This window comes from Paenibacillus sp. ClWae2A (assembly GCF_032452295.1).
In the GTDB taxonomy this organism is placed as follows: Bacteria; Bacillota; Bacilli; order Paenibacillales; family Paenibacillaceae; genus Paenibacillus.
The window spans coordinates 1288803-1307374 of record NZ_JAULSQ010000001.1; the positions used below are offsets into that span (position 1 = coordinate 1288803).

General features: G+C 46.7%; 11 protein-coding genes. All 11 read right to left on the minus strand.

Annotation, left to right across the window (positions count from 1 at the left end; all coding sequences use genetic code 11):
* Positions 1-94 precede the first annotated feature (94 nt).
* Positions 95-1945, minus strand: coding sequence for an ABC transporter ATP-binding protein (locus tag QVE09_RS05330; protein WP_036613270.1), 1851 nt, complete (start codon positions 1943-1945; stop codon positions 95-97).
* Positions 1942-3714, minus strand: coding sequence for an ABC transporter ATP-binding protein (locus QVE09_RS05335; RefSeq protein WP_315935991.1), 1773 nt, complete (start codon positions 3712-3714; stop codon positions 1942-1944). The genes QVE09_RS05330 and QVE09_RS05335 overlap by 4 nt, the downstream gene beginning before the upstream one ends.
* A gap of 324 nt (positions 3715-4038) precedes the next feature.
* Positions 4039-7725 (minus strand): dynamin family protein, encoded by a 3687-nt coding sequence (locus QVE09_RS05340; RefSeq protein WP_315935992.1) that lies wholly within the window; start codon positions 7723-7725, stop codon positions 4039-4041.
* 307 nt (positions 7726-8032) lie between these two features.
* Complete coding sequence (locus tag QVE09_RS05345; RefSeq protein WP_017687779.1) at positions 8033-8305, minus strand: hypothetical protein; 273 nt, start codon at positions 8303-8305, stop codon at positions 8033-8035.
* Between the two features lie 23 nt (positions 8306-8328).
* Complete coding sequence (nth, locus tag QVE09_RS05350; RefSeq protein ID WP_036607558.1) at positions 8329-9024, minus strand: endonuclease III; 696 nt, start codon at positions 9022-9024, stop codon at positions 8329-8331.
* A gap of 163 nt (positions 9025-9187) precedes the next feature.
* On the minus strand, positions 9188-11926 hold the full coding sequence (locus QVE09_RS05355; protein WP_315935993.1) for an S-layer homology domain-containing protein: 2739 nt from the start codon (positions 11924-11926) through the stop codon (positions 9188-9190).
* 70 nt (positions 11927-11996) lie between these two features.
* Complete coding sequence (locus QVE09_RS05360; protein ID WP_315935994.1) at positions 11997-12674, minus strand: GerMN domain-containing protein; 678 nt, start codon at positions 12672-12674, stop codon at positions 11997-11999.
* Positions 12675-12709: 35 nt separating this feature from the next.
* Positions 12710-14119 carry an N-acetylmuramoyl-L-alanine amidase family protein gene (locus tag QVE09_RS05365; protein ID WP_315935995.1) on the minus strand — a complete coding sequence of 470 codons (1410 nt, stop codon included), beginning with the start codon at positions 14117-14119 and terminating at the stop codon, positions 12710-12712.
* Between the two features lie 258 nt (positions 14120-14377).
* Positions 14378-15784 (minus strand): N-acetylmuramoyl-L-alanine amidase family protein, encoded by a 1407-nt coding sequence (locus tag QVE09_RS05370; RefSeq protein ID WP_315935996.1) that lies wholly within the window; start codon positions 15782-15784, stop codon positions 14378-14380.
* Positions 15785-16167: 383 nt separating this feature from the next.
* Positions 16168-16770, minus strand: coding sequence for a 3-isopropylmalate dehydratase small subunit (gene leuD, locus QVE09_RS05375; protein ID WP_036607574.1), 603 nt, complete (start codon positions 16768-16770; stop codon positions 16168-16170).
* 31 nt (positions 16771-16801) lie between these two features.
* Positions 16802-18223, minus strand: a complete 1422-nt coding sequence (leuC, locus tag QVE09_RS05380) for a 3-isopropylmalate dehydratase large subunit (RefSeq protein ID WP_062835140.1) — start codon at positions 18221-18223, stop codon at positions 16802-16804.
* Positions 18224-18572 lie beyond the last annotated feature (349 nt).

Genomic DNA, 18572 nt, shown 5'->3' on the forward strand with positions numbered 1-18572 from the left:
AGATGCACTTATTATTGAAGGATCAGGCTAAAGAACACCAGAGTGTTATAAGTTCATATCTGTTCAGATGCTTCACAGGCGTCCAAGGATTTCATCACAAAAATCTGTATTGAGCTTCTATTAATCCATTATACACGCCTTGTTTTTGGATAAGCTGTTCATGGTTACCCTCTTCTTTAATTTCACCATGATCCAGGACGATAATGTTATCTGCATTCCGGATGGTTGAGAGACGGTGAGCGACCATAAAGGACGTTCTTCCCTGCAACAGCACCTTCAACGCTTCCTGGATTTTAAGCTCTGTCTCCGTATCAATGCTGGCTGTAGCTTCATCCAGAATCAGTATGCGTGGATCAGCAAGCAGCGCACGGGCAAAGGATAACAATTGTCGCTGTCCCATGGATAATACGTTCCCGCGTTCCTCTACTTCGGTATCATATCCGCCAGGCAGCTTCATAATGAACTCATGTGCATTGACTGCTTTGGCTGCGTCCTCCACCTCTTCATTCGTTGCATCCAGTCGCCCAAATCGGATATTGTCACGAATCGTACCCGAGAAGATGAAGGTATCCTGTAATACAATGCTGATCTGGCTGCGTAAACTCTCTACCGTTACATCCCGCACATCCTGTCCGTCAATGGTGAGACGTCCACCGGATATATCATAGAAACGACTGATCAGATTGATGATCGTACTTTTACCTGAGCCCGTATGACCAACAAGTGCAATCGATTGTCCCGCAGCCGCCGAGAAGCTGATTCCTTTCAGCGCCTGTCTGCCCTTCTCGTATTCGAACACCACATTTTCGAATGCGATATCTCCTTTAATAGAAGGAAGTGGCTTGGCACCTGGTTTATCCGCAATACTTGGTTTTTCATCCATGAATTCGAAGATACGCTCCGATGATGCCATGGCAACCAGCAACTGATTGTACATCTGTCCCAGACGGTTGATTGGGTCCCAGAAGTTGCCGACATAGTTGGCAAAAGCAACAAGCAATCCCACAGTCAACTGACCTTCCTGAATCAGATAGGCACCGAACCAGAAGAGAATCAATGTACCAAATCCGCCGGTAATCTCAATCAGTGGTCCGAAGCCCTGGTTCATTGCTGATGCTCTATCCCATGACTTTTTGCTGGACAGATTCATGTTGTCAAAGTATTTCATGTTCTCTTTTTCCTGTGTGTAAGCCTGAGTCACTCGAATCCCTTGAATGGATTCATTCAAGTGGGAGTTAATCCGAGAGTTCTTCATGCGCACATCCTGCCAGGCACGACGGATCAGCACCCGCAGCTTGGTCGAGATGATAAACATGATTGGCACCGTAATGATTACGGCAAGACCCAGTTTCCAGTTAATCAACAGCAAGATCACAATGATCCCGAGCAGCTGCACGCAGTCGATCATGACGTTAACTGCACCGTTGGTGAACAGATCCTGAAGGGAGTTAATGTCATTCGTAACACGCACCAGTACCGAACCTGCCGGTCTTTTGTCAAAAAAGTTAAAGGACAGCTTCTGGATATGCTTGAACAGATCCGAGCGAAGATCATAAATAACGCGCTGTCCGATAATGTTCGTCAGTTTGATCCGGTACGTATTGGCTGCCCATTGAATCAGATACAACACGAATATGGAGCCAGCTATAAGATAAAGCATAGTCATGCTTGGCAACCCCGTTGCCGGTGCGATGGCCCGGTCAATCGCCAGACTGATCAGAAAAGGTACGGACAATTTCGTAATGGTACCCAAGATCATCATTAGAATAACGAGTGGTAACAGTTGTTTCGCATAAGGTTTCATGTATGCAAATAAACGTCCGAACTCTTTCCAGTTAAACGGTTTTTCAATAATTTCATCATCCTGATACACAAATCGTTCATTCAGTTTCTTCTCAGAGGCCACTTTTGCCTCGCGCCTGTCTGCTATCGTTTCGGCACTCATGAATTCACCTGCTCCCCAGCCTCCCGCTTACCGCGGGCAATATAATCTGCATATTGAATTTTATAAACATCCTGGTATGGTCCAGGCACTTCAATGAGTTCGGTATGTTTGCCACGTTGTACCACGCGGCCTTCATCAAGCACCAGAATTTCATCTGCATGTCGTAGTGAAGATATACGGTGTGCAATAATGAATGTCGTTCTGCCGCGCATAACTTCCTGGAAACCGGACTGGATCTCGTGTTCCGTCTCCATGTCCACGGCGCTGGTTGCATCATCAAGTACCAGGATTTTCGGATTTTTCAGCAAAGCCCTTGCGATCGCAATCCGCTGTTTCTGTCCACCCGATAATCCCATGCCCCGTTCACCAACCACTGTGTCATATCCGTCCGGGAACTCCATAATGAAGTCATGAGCCTTGGCCAGCTTGGCTGCACGGATAATCTCATCCATAGTGACGTTCTTAAGCCCGTAGGAAATATTATTGCGAATGCTGGATGAGAACAGGAATGTTTCCTGGAAAACAGAAGCGATCTGACTCCGCAAACTGCGAATGCCTATATCTTTGATGTTTTTGCCATCCAGCTTGATCGTTCCCGAGTTGACGTTATATGCACGCATCAGAAGCTGAATGATGGTCGATTTACCAGACCCTGTCCCCCCGAGGAAACCGATTACAGAACCGGGTGCAGCATCAAAATTAATATCGGTTACCGCTGGCATTTTGTTGCCGTAGGCAAAGGTAACAGATTCAAATGTCACATGGCCGTTCACTTGGTCTGCCTCAACAATGACTGGATCTTGCGTTTCTTCCACATCCACTGGCGTATTCAGCAGCTCGAGCACCCGTTCACCTGAAGCTTTAGATTGCGTATAGTTGTTGATATGGAACCCAAGGTTCCACATTGGACCGATTATGTACCAGATCAAACTGAAAAAGGCAACGAGTTCACCGAGTGTCAGCGTCTTCTGTATAACCATTCTTCCACCGATCACCAGCAACAGCACGATACTCACCGAAGCAAGAATCTCCATGATCGGAAAATAACGACTCCACAATGTTGCGGCATGAATCTGATTTGTCTTGTAACGTTCATTACGTGTGGAGAATTTTTCCACTTCATATGGCTCACGTGCAAAGGATTTTACAGTACGTACTCCAGTGATATTCTCCTGTACCGCTGTTGTCAGTGAACTGAGCGCCAGCCGCATCTCCTGAAACGCAGGGTGAATTTTGGATTCGAATCTCAGCGCAACGAAGGCAAGTAATGGGATGCATATGAGTGTGAACAGCGTCAGCTGCCAGCTCATGGTCATCATCATGATTGCGCCGAATACGACCATCAAAACCATGTTGAGAATCTGGGCGAAACCAAATCCGATAAAGTTACGGATGGCTTCCAAATCTCCCGTGAGGCGGGACATCAGATCACCTGTCTTGGCCGTATCATAATAACGGAAGGATAAAAATTGAAGCTTTTCATAACATGCGTTACGAAGTCTGTACGCCAGAAAGTTACCCAAGCGTCCACCAAAAAAGCCATGTAAAAACTGCATTCCCGCTTTCAAAATCACTACACCTAACACAGTCAAGGCAATTATGGGAACGTCTTCAAAAGTGCGCGGAACAATAACATCATCAATCAGTATCCTCAGCATGTACGGATACACCAACCCAAGTGCGGTCGCTAAGGCGAGGAACAAGATTGATACAAATAAATACGTTCGCTTTTCCCAAAAAAAGGTTTGCAGTTGCCTAAGAACATCCATGTTTCTCCTCCTCTTATGTCGTTCAAAAATACTATGAACATTTATGAAGTTTATCACCGTACCCCATTCGCGGCAAAGCGAATAACAGACCATATTCTGCCTGCTTTCAGCTTATTGACGCATTAACGAAGGTAAATACCCACCTTTCAATCAAATGTTTGAATATTCTCTTTATTTCAGGTTGTTCGTACCAAAAAAAGGCTCCCTATATGCCTTTTCGGCAGGGGCCTTTTTGGGTTGATTTTCACAACATTTTCAATGTGTTGCTGTATCATTCATTTTGTTTTACAAAGACTTCCAGAGAATACGCGTTATGCCGTGATTTTAACTGCGTTCAAGCTGGTCCAGTTGGTTAGACAAGCTGGTCCATTGCTCCGCCGGAATTCCGCTCTCCAGTGTATCTTGAATTCCACTTACCGCCTCGTCCAGACGTTCTTCCAACTGACGGGATTGGTGTTGCAATGATTGACAGAGCTGGTTGTCATAAAACTGAATCAGTTTGTCTTGCGCAGCAGGAAGAACTTCAATGATCATCTGTTTAAGGACAGGATCAAGTGCCTCTTGTAACCGCTGACGCCCATCCCCTTCGAAAAACTGTTTCGGATTGCGGAAATAATTCAAATAGCTTTTCCATCCAGACGGTTCTTCCAGACGAACTTCTTCAAGCACAGGTGTACTCCAGCGTTCGTTCAGTGGCAGTGACACATCCACGCCCCCTGATAACTGTCTCACCTCATCTATACAATCCGTAACTTGCTTCATCAGCCAAGTCTGACCTGCCTGTTCAAGTCTGAGGGTGGTAGCGAGCAGTTCCTGCTCCAGTTCAATGGCAATCATGCGCAACAGTTCACGTCCACAGGCTGCAAAAGCCATCTTCAGATTGCCCCGATCCTCCCGAAGTACGGATGGATGGAATGCTTCTGCCATGAATAGACCAAGGCGATAGGCAAGTCGCTGCCGCACATGGAAGAGCAATTCTGCTGTTTCCTGTGACAATTCTTCCTTCATGGATCTTGCTGCAAGTTGCTGTATGCGCTGGCGTGACTGTCCCTGGATAGTCTCCAGTTCATCCCGCCGTTGCTGCAATACTTCCTCCCCCTGAGCCGCATCTTCCGCACGCTTCTTCAGCCGCTGAATGACACGTGCCATCTCTTCAGAAGCTCCACCTACAGCAAGATCGGCTAATTCTCTGCCTGCAAATTGGTTGAACTCTTCCTCAAAACGGATAAAACCGGATTGCTCAAGCAGCTTCGAATCACCTGCCATCTTGCCTTCCATCGCCAGTATGCTGGATACCGGGAAGAGTCGTGGTGCCCGAATTCCATTACTGCGCAGTTGGGTGCTCACATGATCGAGAACCTGCTCCAGTTCTTCCTCAGAGGAAGACAAGTCACTGGCATTCACGACAAAGAACATCTGATCCATGGCAGAACTATCCTTAACACGTCCCAACTGATTCAGGAACTGGCGATCTCCTTGTGAGAAAGCATGGTTGTAATACGTGACAAAAATGAGTGCATCCGCATTCTTCATATAATTGAAGGCTACACCCGTATGACGAGCATTCACGGAGTCCGCTCCTGGTGTGTCTACCAATACAATTCCTTGTTCAGTCACATCGCAACTGTAATAGAGATCGATACTGTCTACAAAACAGGACTTCTTCTCGTTTGCGACAAAGTTACGATAACCGTCCAGATCCACCAGCACATCCTGACCTAACTGGTCCGCTGTTTCTTCCCAACCGGCTGCCGCTGCCTGCAAAAAGCTGTAATGTGGGCGCCCCGCCGGATGTACATCCTGTGGCGAGAGGGAACGTACTCGCTTCTGCCACTCCGCTCCAGGCTCACCCAGTCCGAGCAATCGGAAGGAATAGCCAAGGTCTTCCTGGAAGGCGTCCCGGGTCTTCATGCGTACCCGGGCTGTTCCGTGCTCCGCGCCCCCGGCAGGAGCCATGATCCGGTTAATCGCCGCAGTTGTTGGATGCGGCGAGACGGGTAGTACAGCTTCGCCCAGCAACGCGTTGGCGAAGGAGGATTTGCCGGCGCTGAATGCTCCGAACAGCGCCAATGTGAACGTGCCGCCCGCAAGCGAAGCCGCGCGTGCACGCAGATCCCGTACCGCTGACCCCATGGCGGGGTACGGTTCCACCAGCGCAGCAGCGGCTTCGAGCCGTGCGGCTGTTGCGTCCAGGCGTCGGCGGCGTTCAGCGCCAGCCGCCGCCGTTGGCCCTGGCACCGCCGCTGCGACTGCGCGCTGCTGCGGCGGTGCCTCCATCGTCTGTGGCTGCGCAGCCACAGACGTTGACGTGCCCGCATGCGAACCGGGAGCTTCGCCCGGTTCAGGCACCGCGGGCACGTGCGGGCCCTTCACCTCCGGCAATAGCCCGGAGGGGAGGGGGCCCGCATCGGGCAGCAGGCTGCGCAGCCCTGCTGCCTCTGCGGCGGCGCTGCGCTGGAGCGCCGTGTAGCGCGCAGCCGCCGCGGATTGCGCCAGCAGCGCTGCGCGGCTGACGTCCAGCGCCTGGAGCGCGGCTTCGCCTTGCGCGCCCAGCGCTTCCAGCATGCGGTCGGCCAGCATCATGGCCGACCTGCGATATCGGGCCTCAATCTCGCCCCGCACATCTTTACTGAATTGAATCACATACTCGGGAGATACCTCAGCACTGGCACTGCGTTTCATCTCCAATAGTGCCTCATCTACAGCAGGCAGCTCCGTATTAAGCGCCTGCTCCCACTCTGCTCCCCATAGCTGATGGGATTCACCCAGCTGTCTAAGCATTGTGCGAATATGTACCTCCACTTGTCCGGAAGCCTGATCCTGTAACAGTCTTACCAGTTCAGAAGCACGACGTTGTTTCTCTTGCTCGGTTTTGCCACCTGAGAACAATAAACCCACCCGGAAGCCCGGTTTGCGGCTCTCCAAATAGGCAGCAGCCGACGCACGAATATCCGCAGGTGTAAGATTTGCATTTGCCAGAAGAGGTTCAAGCTCTGCCCGGAATTTCTCACGCACTCGCGAAGGCCCGGTACGAATGTCTGCTGCTTGTTGATCAAGAAGCTCCAGTTCTCGTTCCAAGCGTTCAATTCCTTCTTTGCCACCAATCTCATCTAGCAGGGAATTCTCTTCATCCTCGCGTTTCTCCGCTTCTCTCGTCAGGTGTTGCTCCGTTACATGACTAGCCGAGCTTGCCAAACTGTGTGTAATTAACGCTTCCTTCTCTTGCATCATGTGTCCAATGAGTTCCGGAAGCACATCCCACTGGTTGTAGCGATGCTGCTTGTCGCGGAGGGAAGTAAACAACAGTCCGTCATATCTGACTTCCCAGGCTGCAAATATAGCTTCGACACCTTCGATATATTGGTCAAAAGAAAGCTCACGCTCCCGATGTTTGTCGATCTGGTTCACAATCAAAAACAACGGTTTGCCCCAATCCGACAGACTCTTGGCAAATGAAAGGTTTGTCTCGGACTGGACATGATTATAGTCCATGACATAGAAGACCACATCCGCCAGATGGAGCGCAGAATGGGTCGCGAGACTGTGCCCTCGATCTGTAGAATCCACACCTGGTGTATCCAGCAGAACAGCATCATCTTTCAGCAGAGGAATATCATCCCATACCTCAATTGAGCTGTAAGCTCCACCATTTTTGCAATACGCCTCCAATTCATCTGGAGAAACTTCCAGTGTTCCTGCTCCATTGTCAGCGCTTACGTTTGGCGTAGTATAAATAAGCGCTCTCGGCTTACCGTTACGTATGGATACCACATTTGCACTTGTTGGCACGGGACTTGAAGGCAGCACCCGCTTACCGCATAAACTGTTGATGAGACTTGATTTGCCTGCAGAGAAATGACCACAGAACGCAATCGTCAGATGTTTCGTTTCCGCCTTGCTGATTAAATCCGTTATAGCCTGTACAGCCGTATGGTCCCCTGTCTGCTCCATCGCTTCACGCAGCGGAAGCAGAGGTTTGGCCATTTCTTTTGGGTAATCTGTTCTGGACATGACTGGCCTTCCCCCTGGCTCCTCTAATTTGACATCCGTTTCGACGTCTATCTCTTTTACAACATTTATTTTAACATTATCAAGTTTGAATTTGAACGGTTGGAATTGAATATACATGAACGAACGTATAAATCTATAATCTAAAAAAAATAAAACCGAACAAGTCGGTTTTATCTGTAATACGTTCTATACTCATATTTAGCAAAATGCTTACGCCAAGTTTCTGTTGCATGAATGCGATGCGATCATCTTAAACACAACGATCCTCATGACATTAATACAACAGAACCAATAGTGTAATCACTTATTATGAAACTGCGTTCTCCATGGATGGCAGCAAGATTTCAAATACTTGTCCATGTTGCAGAATTGTAATGTCTCTTCCTTTGTCTCTCATAACAACAACTTCTGGTTTAACGGACATACGCTCCAGATAATGTTCAGGCACGTCACCAGAATGGCTTACTGTGATGCCTTCTACTTCTTTTTCTTCATTTTCAGCCATTTCCTGTTCAACGATTTGTTCAAAAATATCGGAGAAGGCCTCAAAATTGTCAGTGTACACGGAAATGCATTTCATGATTATTCATCCTTTTCTGCTCATTAATTTATTTTTCGTTTTCGGGTGGTGACACGTTCCTTATCTTTCCTGATTTGGGACGTTTTCATACGTTTTTTCCCTTCCCTGCATATGTCCAGCAATGGACAAATATGACACGCAGGGTTCTGTGCCTTGCAATGGTAGCGTCCAAAAAATATAAACCGGTGGTGAGTTAAAGTCCACTCATCCCGGGGTACGCGCTTCATTAGTTTCTTTTCGACTTCAAGTACGGAGTCATCCCAACCTGCAAGCGCCAGCCGCTTGGATACACGTTCAACATGAGTATCTACCGCAATTGCCGGTACTCCAAACGCATTGGAAACAACTACATTCGCGGTTTTCCGCCCGACACCTGGTAGCGTCACAAGCTGATCATGTTCCTGCGGTACATCACCGCCATACTGCTCTATTAAAATTCGGCACATGTTCTGAATATGCTTGGCCTTGTTCCGGTACAAACCGATTCGCCGAATATCCTGTTCCAACTCTTCGAGAGGAACCGCCAGATAATCTGCTGGGCTTCTGTACTTCTGGAACAAATCTGCGGTTACCTTGTTCACCGTTTCATCGGTACACTGGGCAGACAAAAGGACAGCTACCGTCAATTCAAATGCATTGCTGTGATTTAATTCGCAATGTGCATCAGGAAACATTGCTTCCATAGTTTCGAGTATATGTCTAACCGTCGCTGCATTCATGAAGAGCTACCTCCCACAAAATGACTCCACGCTGCGGAGCCTTACTTCGAAGCTTCATCCGAGTACTTTGCGGGGACCTCAAAAAGCTTGCAAAAAAAACGTCTTGATGCGGGAAAGATCCCGTATCAAGACGGTCATTCTTTTGATCCTCGAAAAGAAACGATTACTGTTTTTGAATCTCCAGAATAACATTGTTCAGGAGATACAATACAATATTATCATTATCTCTGAGAGATTGCACGCTTAAAGTATTGTCACCCTGGTGAACAAATACACTTGATCCGAGTGCAAAACGATAGTTCGTGTCTGCTGTCGTTTCCCGTTTAACCAAAATCTGGTTACCAACGCCATCATAAGACCAGAATTGTTTGCTCATGACAGTTAGTACTCTGAAGCGAGTGGAATTATCCGTATCTTTTGTCATTTCCACTCGATCTCCGACCGTAAGACTAGTCAATGAAGTTAATGTGGAGCCAGATTTTACGACTTTAACAGAACCGCTAACAGGCACGGTTTCAGTCTGGCCGTTAAACTGCTTGAGCGTTACAGACGAAGCATCCACCGCTGTAACTTCAGCCAGCGTACGCTTCACGACTTGAACCGCTTTTGGCGTAGCTCCTTCAAACGTTACATTAATCAAGTTGCCTGCTGTCAGTTGTGAAGGCGTGATCGTCTGACCACTCTCTCCTGTCAGTACCGCTTGATCCACGTAGAACTGACTTGTCAACAGATCGGATTTTACTCGAATACGACTATTTGCTTCCAAGGCAACCACTTCGAATTGAGCCACAGTGTTCAGTGCAACCTTCTGCACGACATCCTGATTTGCTCCAAGCGTTACGGTCACTTTGTCACCAATCTTCAAATCTCCCAGACTTGCGCCCGATTTGTTATAGATCTCAACCGTAGGTGCGGTAGTATAAGGCACTGTAATCGTCTGATTACCAGACAACAAACTGATTTTTCTGCCCGTTGTGTCAATGTTACTGATCGTACCTTCATACTTGTAAATCACTTTAACGGACAACGCACGTGTTCCCACATAGGTCAGATCCAATTTGCGACCATCATTTAAAATCGACTCCAGACCAGCGAGTGTAGGTTTGGTCGTATTGTAATCCAGTTTGGTTTTCTCATCCAATGTAAATACAAACGGTTTTTTGTTGTTGTCCAGTACGGTAAGTACCTTTGTTTTGCTGTTGTAAGATACAACCGTTACCCCGTTCATAGGTTCCATCTGGCGTCCAATGACCTGAATACGCGTTACCTGGTCGTCAGAGTTCAATGTCAACTCCACCTGATCCCCGTTCGTTGCATCCGTGATGAGATCATTCAGCGTTGCATCCTGAATGCCATTGATAATGACTTCCGGCTTTTCAGTCAGCAGTTTCGCCTCAAGGGAACCCCCTTCACGTTTGAACGTTAACGTGGACTGGTTGCCACCAATCTCAACCAATGTTCCGCGCACAGATTGCTCCACACCTTGAGACAATGTGATAGTTTGTAGAACACTGTCCTTTACTGTGTATTTCACGGCACTGCCGGCTTTGAGATCAGCCACTGACATGATACGGTTTTGATATGTGATAAGCAGATTGTCATTGTATGCAAACTGTTCTGTAGCACCCGCTACATTGACAAGTTTGATCGTTTTGCCAGAAGTGGATACTTCAGCAATTACGCCATTGTCACTCTTGTTAACAATGCCGGATTTCACACGAATAGCGACTGTTTTTTTGTCAGTCGAGAACGTCTCACGCTGTACTTCGATGATGCTATCTGCCGTAATATCGGACAGTTTGATTGCATTACCATTCTGATCGATGAATGCAGTTGCCTCATCATAACTGTACGTTTCGTAATTCTCGCCCACAAAGATACCAATTTTATTACCAGACAATGAACGTGCGAATGTACCTTCAACACTTTCCACCTGAGGTGTAGCATCAACAACTTCCACATAGGAAGCCCCACCTGCAGAACCTACAACCATAACTTTCGTATATAGCTTCACATCTGTGGCGGAAGCACGAGTTTCACTGTCTTTCGTAAAGTAAGGCGTACTGCTGTTCACTGCGAAGTTAACGGCTTTACCGTCCACAACCAGCGTGATCTGCCCATCTTTCAATCCTGTCACATAACCCGTGGATGTGTTCGGGTACTTTGTATCCGTTAACGATTCACCACGACTGAAGAAGGTAGCCAGTTGAGCACGGGTTACGGAACCGGTTGGATTGAATTTGTTGCCTTCCACACCTTTGGCCAGATCCAGGCTAACAGCCAGATTGACATAACCTTTACCACTTTCGGAAATACTTGCATTATCAGCAAATCCGGTAGATTGATTGTTTTGTGCCTTCGCTTCAGCATCCTTGTCCAATGAACGGATTAACAATTTCGTAATCCATTCCCGTGAAGCCTGCTTTTGACCCCAGGAGGTCTTGGATACATCCACCGTTGATTCTTCCGTTTTGTCAATCAGTCCCAGTTGAAGTGCCAGCGCGACATATGGCTTGAAATAATTTCCCACTTCCATGTTTGTCGGTAATGCCGCAGCCGTGTCGGTATTCAACTGGCCCTCTTGATTCATAAAACGGATTGCCATCGTTACAGCTTCTTGCTGTGTTACCGCGTCTCCTGGACGGAACAGGCCGTTGTTACCGAGAAGAATGCCTTGATATGCCAGTTTGTACACATGTTTCTCAGCCCAGTATCCGACCTTGATGTCACTGAACAAACCAGTTGGTGCAGCCGTATTTGTTATTGCAGCAGTCTGACCCTGCCCCGTTTCTGTTGATTCTGCTGCCATGGCAGCTCCGCCAGCGCTAAGGGCCATCATGCCTGCCAGCACGGCTGATACTACTTTTTTAGAGTGTGATGAATTGTTATATTTAAAAGTCACCTATGATTCCCCTCTCTCATGTAAAACGAACCTATTCCGTGGATTCACGGTCAACAGTATACTGTACAGCCTATTCGGATCTTGTCATTGGATGTTCAAGATCCACATGGCCCATCAGACTCTCAATCTGCTGACCATCCACCAGTAAATCAAGTGATTTCACTTCATCAAACTGGAAGAACGTTTGTTTTAGAGCATCCAGCGCATAAGATTCTCCACCTGCTCCAAGACGTGCCGTATCTGGCATATGAATATCCAGCGTAAGAGCTCCATCCTTGAACTGAACAGACTTCAATTCAATTTCTTTAGACCACAGCGGAACAAGTTTATTGTCTTTGCTCTGTTGCAGTGATTCAAACGCAGCCTTATATTTGGCATCATCTGATGCGTATGAAATCTCTGCCGAAGCTTTGTGCAACTCCAGTTCTTCTTCATCCGTATAGAATACAGTGATCGTTTTCTTTTGATTACTTTCAGAAGTTGCTGGCGTCTCCGTAGACGTTTCGCTTGGCGGAGTAGTTGTAGTCGTTCCCTCCGAGCTGCCTTCCGTGGATTCTGTAGGTGTTGTGTTCTCTTCAGGTTCAGCGGTTACCGGTTCGGTAATTGTTTCGCCTTCAACCTCGGTCACATTGGTCTCAGTTCCTGCGCCTTGCGTCTGATTCGGAGCAGCTGTTGGCTTGCTTCCACATCCAGCAGCAACTGCCATAACTGTTACCAGCAAGGCTGCAATCCATATTTTCTTGTTCATTCTAACTCCGCCTCCTCAACGTAAGGGCTTGTCCCTTATTGAATTCCCAGATACTCCTTGATTCCTGCAACAATGCCTTTGGCAACACTGTTCTGGAAACTCTCAGTGAACAGGGCTGCTTCGTCGCTCTTATTGCTAAGGAATCCACCTTCCAGCAGAACTGCTGGCATTGTCGTTTCACGGGTTACATGGAGACTTGCCGTTTTCACTCCACGATCTTTCAATCCGGAAGACTGTAAAAGATACTTGTGCATCACTGTAGCAAGTGCTTTGCTGTTGGATCGTGTATAGAATGTCTCTACACCGTTCGCAGCAGTAGGGCCACTATTAGCATGAATGGAGATGAAGATATCCGCTTTTATGTCTTGTGCAATCTTCACACGTTCTTTCAATGCCAAAAATGTATCATCGCTGCGCGTTAACACAACGTCAATTTTGGATTCTTTTTTCAACAAGGCTTCCACTTTCAGAGCCATTGCCAGATTGAAGTCTTTTTCACGTTTACCAGTTACACCGATTGCCCCAGGATCCTGATCTCCGTGACCTGCATCGATAACGACAACTTTTTTGCCATTATTACCAACTGGAGGAGCAGGTGTACCACTTTGATTGTCGAGGTTAATCATAATCAGTCCGGAATCATTTTGCACACTGTACCCTTTCGAACTGGACAGATCGATCACAAAACGAAGTGTGGATGGACTGTTGCTGTATAACGAGTAACGAATCTTAGACACATCCGGATAGCCGCTAACGACGAGTTGTCCATTCTGGTTGCTGTCTAAAGCCTGTCCTTCACTGAATGAATCAGCAAATGCGGTATTCGGCAAGTCTATAACGATTCGATCTGGTCCTGTCATCGTGAAGACGTTCGGCTTCGTACTTCCGCTTGTTGCTATCATGAGGCGGTTGTCGCTGAAGCTGATGCCGTTCACCAGTACAAGACCTTCCTGATCCGATCCTCCGCCTTCATTGCCAGAGTTAGGAGGTGTGGTTGTCCCGTTTCCGGAACCTGAATTCTGGGTAACTAATGTTACCGTCTTCGTGGTATTGTTCCAACCCACCTTAAGACCCATTTCCTCACCAATAAATCGGAGAGGCACGAGTGTAGTACCGTTTTTCACGAGTGGCGGGGCATCCAGGTTTACGTTACTGCCGTTCACCGTTGCCGTCTTCTGTCCAACAATCATCTGCATGGCAGTGTTGTCTTTGCTGATAGTCACCGTTTGCGTTTGCTGCTTCCACTCCACGCTATATCCAAGATTTTCGGACACAACCCGGATCGGAACCATCACCTTGCTGTTGATAATTTCCGCTTTTGTATCCGATGGCTGTACGATTTCTTTTCCGTCTAGGATAATTTTCGTGTCTGTTGCTGCGTGACTATAGCCCGGGAATACGAGCCCAAAGACAAATAACAGTACCAAAAAACCGAACTTTTTCATCCTTCACCCCTACCATTCTCATATTTTTTTGCCGCATGTTGTCATTTTCCAACTCCGACTGACCGCTTGGGCATTACCAGACACCTATTAGACGCCCCTCGCTCTCAAAAGTTGCGAATATATTCCAACATAACAGAAAAAAAACGTTGTCAGATCAAGCTTTTTTTACATTTTAATGTCTTCTTTTTTCCTTATTTATCAAATATACATCTCTAAACAACGTACTACCCTAACCTTCATATTTGCGCACAATTCAATTTACAGTCCCAAAAATTCAACGATTCCGTCGACAATCGCCTGTGCACATTTGTCCTGGTATTCTTCTGTGAGCATGACTGCTTCATCTGTAGGGCTACTTAAAAAACCAAGTTCAAGTAACACAGCAGGCATGGTTGTTTCACGCGTCACATGCAGACTTGCCGTTTTAACCCCACGATCCTTGAGTCCTGTTACCGGCAACACATATTTGTGAAGAGTGTCAGCCAGGGTCTTGCTTTCTTTACGACTGTAGAGCGTTTCAATGCCGTTTGGTACGGGTGTGGTGAATTTGTTTCCATGAATGGACACAAAAACATCTGCCTGATTCAATTCAGCAATATCCACACGTTGTTTGAGTGAAAGCTCTGTATCGTCCTGGCGTGTAATGACTGTTTGAATATTTTGGTATTGTTGAAGGATTGCCTGTACCTTCAGTCCTACAGCCAGATTGAAATCCTTCTCATAAGCTCCTGACAAACTTACTGCACCCGATTGACGACCACCATGTCCCGGATCAATGACCACAATGGTTTTGCCATCATTGGTAGGTACTTCCGGTTGGCTTGTGGGTTCTCCACTCGTGGCTGTCAGGTCAACGAGCAAGACATTGTTATCTCCAACAGACCATTTGGCAGTAGCCGTCTGACTCAGATCCAGAACGACACGCACGGTAGAAGGCGATTTACTAAACATGGCATACCGAACTTTGGAAACTAATGATGAATCCGTAACAAGAATCTGTCCACTGCCATCCGCGTTTGAGGCTTGTCCCTGAATGAATTCCTGAGAGAATGTCGCTGAAGGCAGATCAACAATAATACGGTCTGGCCCGCCAAGACTGGATACTTTGGGACTGATATTGCCATTTGTTGCTACAATCAACCGATCTCCGCTGAAGCTGATGCCTTGAAGTTCTGTCAGACCATCCGGGACAGGAGCCTCGAGGGGGTCACTGTCACCTTCCGTTCCAACTACGGGAGGAAGACTAAATAGGCTTACTGTCTTGGTTCCATTGTCCCAACCAACACGCAGACCCATGCCTTCCCCGACAAAGCGTAACGGAACAAGCGTCGTTCCCTGTTTGATCAGTGGAGGCGAATCCAGATTCACCACGTTTCCATTCACTGTAGCTGCATCTTTGCCAGCCGTCATTAGAATCGTGCTGTTTCCTTTTTGAACCTGGACTGACTGGGTTGCTTTTTCCCATTTGACCTTATAACCCAGATTCTCGGATACAATTCGAATTGGAACCATGACCGTTTTCCCGATATTCTCTGCAGGTGCACCCGTCTGCTGGTTAATGGTTACACCGTCGAGTACAATCGAGGGAGTGGTGTCTGCATGGGCCATGACTGGGAATAAACATAGGAACAGAAGAAAAACGACTGCTGCCGACCATTTTTTCATACCTCATCCACCATTCTTTTTGTCTTTTGAACATCCGACCTGATTCTTTGCACAGCGTAACATCAATAAGTCTATGTAACCTTCCATAATCTACTAATCAGTTTATCAGATATTGTCCCTTCATCCGGTTACAACGTTGTCATATTCGGTCGGAAATAAGATAAAAAAGCAGATCACATTTAAGAACATAATCTCTTTTACATGAATGTGTATCGATTTCGTATCAGTGATGTCATAAATTGATGAAATTCCATCTATTAATGTAACTTTAAAGTATACATATATGGGAATAGGAAATATTGCAAAAAAAGCTTCTGTCTCACCGATGGGAACAAGATCCCTTTGGCGAGGCAGAAGCTTTCTGCTATGCGATACTTTAACGATTAACCGAACAGTTTTGCCGCGTGGCGTTGCTCATACGCAGCAATTTCATCATCATGTTGAAGTGTGAGACCGATATCGTCCAGTCCTTGCAACAGGAATTGACGACGATGCTCATCCAGATCAAAATCGATATGCAGTCCGTATGCATCGGTGATCGTTTTGTTTTCCAGATTTACATTCATCTCATAGCCTTCATGTGTCGCTGTACGTTGGAACAAGTCTTCAACTTGCTCTTCAGACAACTTGATTGGCAAGATTCCGTTCTTAAAGCAGTTATTATAGAAGATGTCTGCATAAGATGGAGCGATGACACAACGGAATCCATAGTCCAAAATCGCCCATGGCGCATGCTCACGGGAAGATCCACAGCCAAAGTTGGCACGTGAGATCAGGATGGATGCCCCTTCATAACGAGGTTTGTTCATTTCGAAGGAAGCATTATTGTTGCCCTCTTCATCAAAACGCCATTCATAGAACAAAAATTGTCCAAATCCGGTACGTTCAATCCGTTTCAGGAACTGTTTCGGAATGATTGCATCTGTATCTACATTGACCCGGTCTACCGGTGCAACGATGCCTTGTAATGTTTTGAATTCTTCCATATTAAACGTTCTCCCTTCTGTCTGTTATAGATTAGATCGCTGCTTCTGTTTTGAAATTCCAGTCCCGTACGTCCACAAAGTGACCCTTAACCGCTGCTGCTGCTGCCATTGCCGGAGATACCAGGTGCGTACGTCCTCCGCGTCCTTGGCGTCCTTCAAAGTTACGGTTGGACGTCGAAGCACAACGTTGTCCTGGCTTCAATACATCCGGGTTCATCGCCAGACACATACTGCATCCCGCATCCCGCCATTCAAATCCAGCTTCCGTAAAGATTTTATCCAAACCTTCTTGTTCTGCTTGGATTTTAACTCGTCCTGAACCTGGTACAACAATTGCTGTAACCTGACTGGATACCGTGTGACCTTTAGCCACTTTTGCTGCTGCACGCAGATCTTCGATCCGACCATTGGTGCAAGAACCGATAAATACATAATCAATTGGAATCTCGGCGATTGGTGTTCCCGGTTCAAGTCCCATATATTCAAGCGCCTTTTCAGCCGCTTTGCGTTCGTTTTCTGTAGGCAATTCAGCCGGAACAGGAACTTTCGAAGAGATGTCGGTTCCCATACCTGGGCTTGTTCCCCAAGTTACTTGCGGAATCAATGTCTCCACATCGATTTCAACCACATGGTCGAACTCGGCACCTTCATCTGTTACAAGTTGTTTCCAACCTGCTACAGCTTCATCGAATTTGGCATCCGCTGGCACGTATTCACGTCCACGCAGATATTCAAATGTTGTTTCATCCGGAGCGATCAATCCTGCTCTTGCTCCACCTTCGATGGACATGTTGCAGACCGTCATACGCTCTTCCATGCTCAACTCACGGATGGATTCGCCTGTGTACTCAATAACATAACCTGTAGCAAAGTCTGTACCGTATTTGGCGATAACTGCGAGGATCATGTCTTTTGCGGTTACGCCCGGGTTACGTTTGCCGACAAAACGAACTTCCATCGTTTTGGCTTTCGCTTGTTGCAAACATTGAGTTGCCATAACGTGCTCAACTTCACTTGTTCCGATTCCGAATGCCAGTGCGCCAAACGCACCGTGCGTGGACGTATGACTATCACCACATACAATCGTTTTACCCGGATGAGTCAGACCGAGTTCAGGTCCCATAACGTGTACAACGCCTTGATCAATGGTGTCCAGATCATACAATTTCACGCCGAAATCACGGCAGTTTTGCGAAAGTGTATCAATTTGTTGTTTGGAGATTGGATCTGTAATGTTGAAACGGTCTTTCGTTGGAACGTTATGGTCCATTGTCGCAAATGTCAGCTCAGGGCGACGAACTTTACGTCCGCTCAGACGAAGACCTTCAAATGCCTGCGGAGAAGTTACTTCGTGCACCAGATGCAGATCGATATACAGAATGCTTGGTTTGCCTTCTTCTTGATGAATCACGTGGTTTTCCCAAATTTTCTCAAACATCGTTTTTTTACTCATCATTTTCACCTCATTATAAGTTCGGTCCTTGGAAGAGCCTCTGTTTCCTTTAAAAAGTGAAGCTCTTGAATGACATAAATATATCACCCCGTCCTTCATTGTTCCAAGATATAATATCTATAGATGTAATAGGTTTAACCTATAATGAGAGAAAGACAAATAAACCACTGCTCATCGCAGAGGTTTCAATTGATAACAATTATCATTATCATATAAGTCTTATACTACGTTTACGCTGCTGCGCTGTCAATGCTTTTTATCTAGAACATAAAAAAACAGCCCTGAGTCCAGAGCTGCTTTCCTAATTTCTGTTATGAAATGAAAATGATCATATCAACGCCTTTTATGA

Excerpts from the sequence above, each read along its gene's own strand:
- QVE09_RS05330 (WP_036613270.1), bottom strand. The coding sequence starts at position 1,945 with ATGAGTGCCGAAACGATAGCAGACAGGCGCGAGGCAAAAGTGGCCTCT.
- QVE09_RS05335 (WP_315935991.1), bottom strand. The coding sequence starts at position 3,714 with ATGGATGTTCTTAGGCAACTGCAAACCTTTTTTTGGGAAAAGCGAACG.
- QVE09_RS05340 (WP_315935992.1), bottom strand. The coding sequence starts at position 7,725 with ATGTCCAGAACAGATTACCCAAAAGAAATGGCCAAACCTCTGCTTCCG.
- QVE09_RS05345 (WP_017687779.1), bottom strand. The coding sequence starts at position 8,305 with ATGAAATGCATTTCCGTGTACACTGACAATTTTGAGGCCTTCTCCGAT.
- nth (WP_036607558.1), bottom strand. The coding sequence starts at position 9,024 with ATGAATGCAGCGACGGTTAGACATATACTCGAAACTATGGAAGCAATG.
- QVE09_RS05360 (WP_315935994.1), bottom strand. The coding sequence starts at position 12,674 with ATGAACAAGAAAATATGGATTGCAGCCTTGCTGGTAACAGTTATGGCA.
- QVE09_RS05365 (WP_315935995.1), bottom strand. The coding sequence starts at position 14,119 with ATGAAAAAGTTCGGTTTTTTGGTACTGTTATTTGTCTTTGGGCTCGTA.
- QVE09_RS05370 (WP_315935996.1), bottom strand. The coding sequence starts at position 15,784 with ATGAAAAAATGGTCGGCAGCAGTCGTTTTTCTTCTGTTCCTATGTTTA.
- leuD (WP_036607574.1), bottom strand. The coding sequence starts at position 16,770 with ATGGAAGAATTCAAAACATTACAAGGCATCGTTGCACCGGTAGACCGG.
- leuC (WP_062835140.1), bottom strand. The coding sequence starts at position 18,223 with ATGAGTAAAAAAACGATGTTTGAGAAAATTTGGGAAAACCACGTGATT.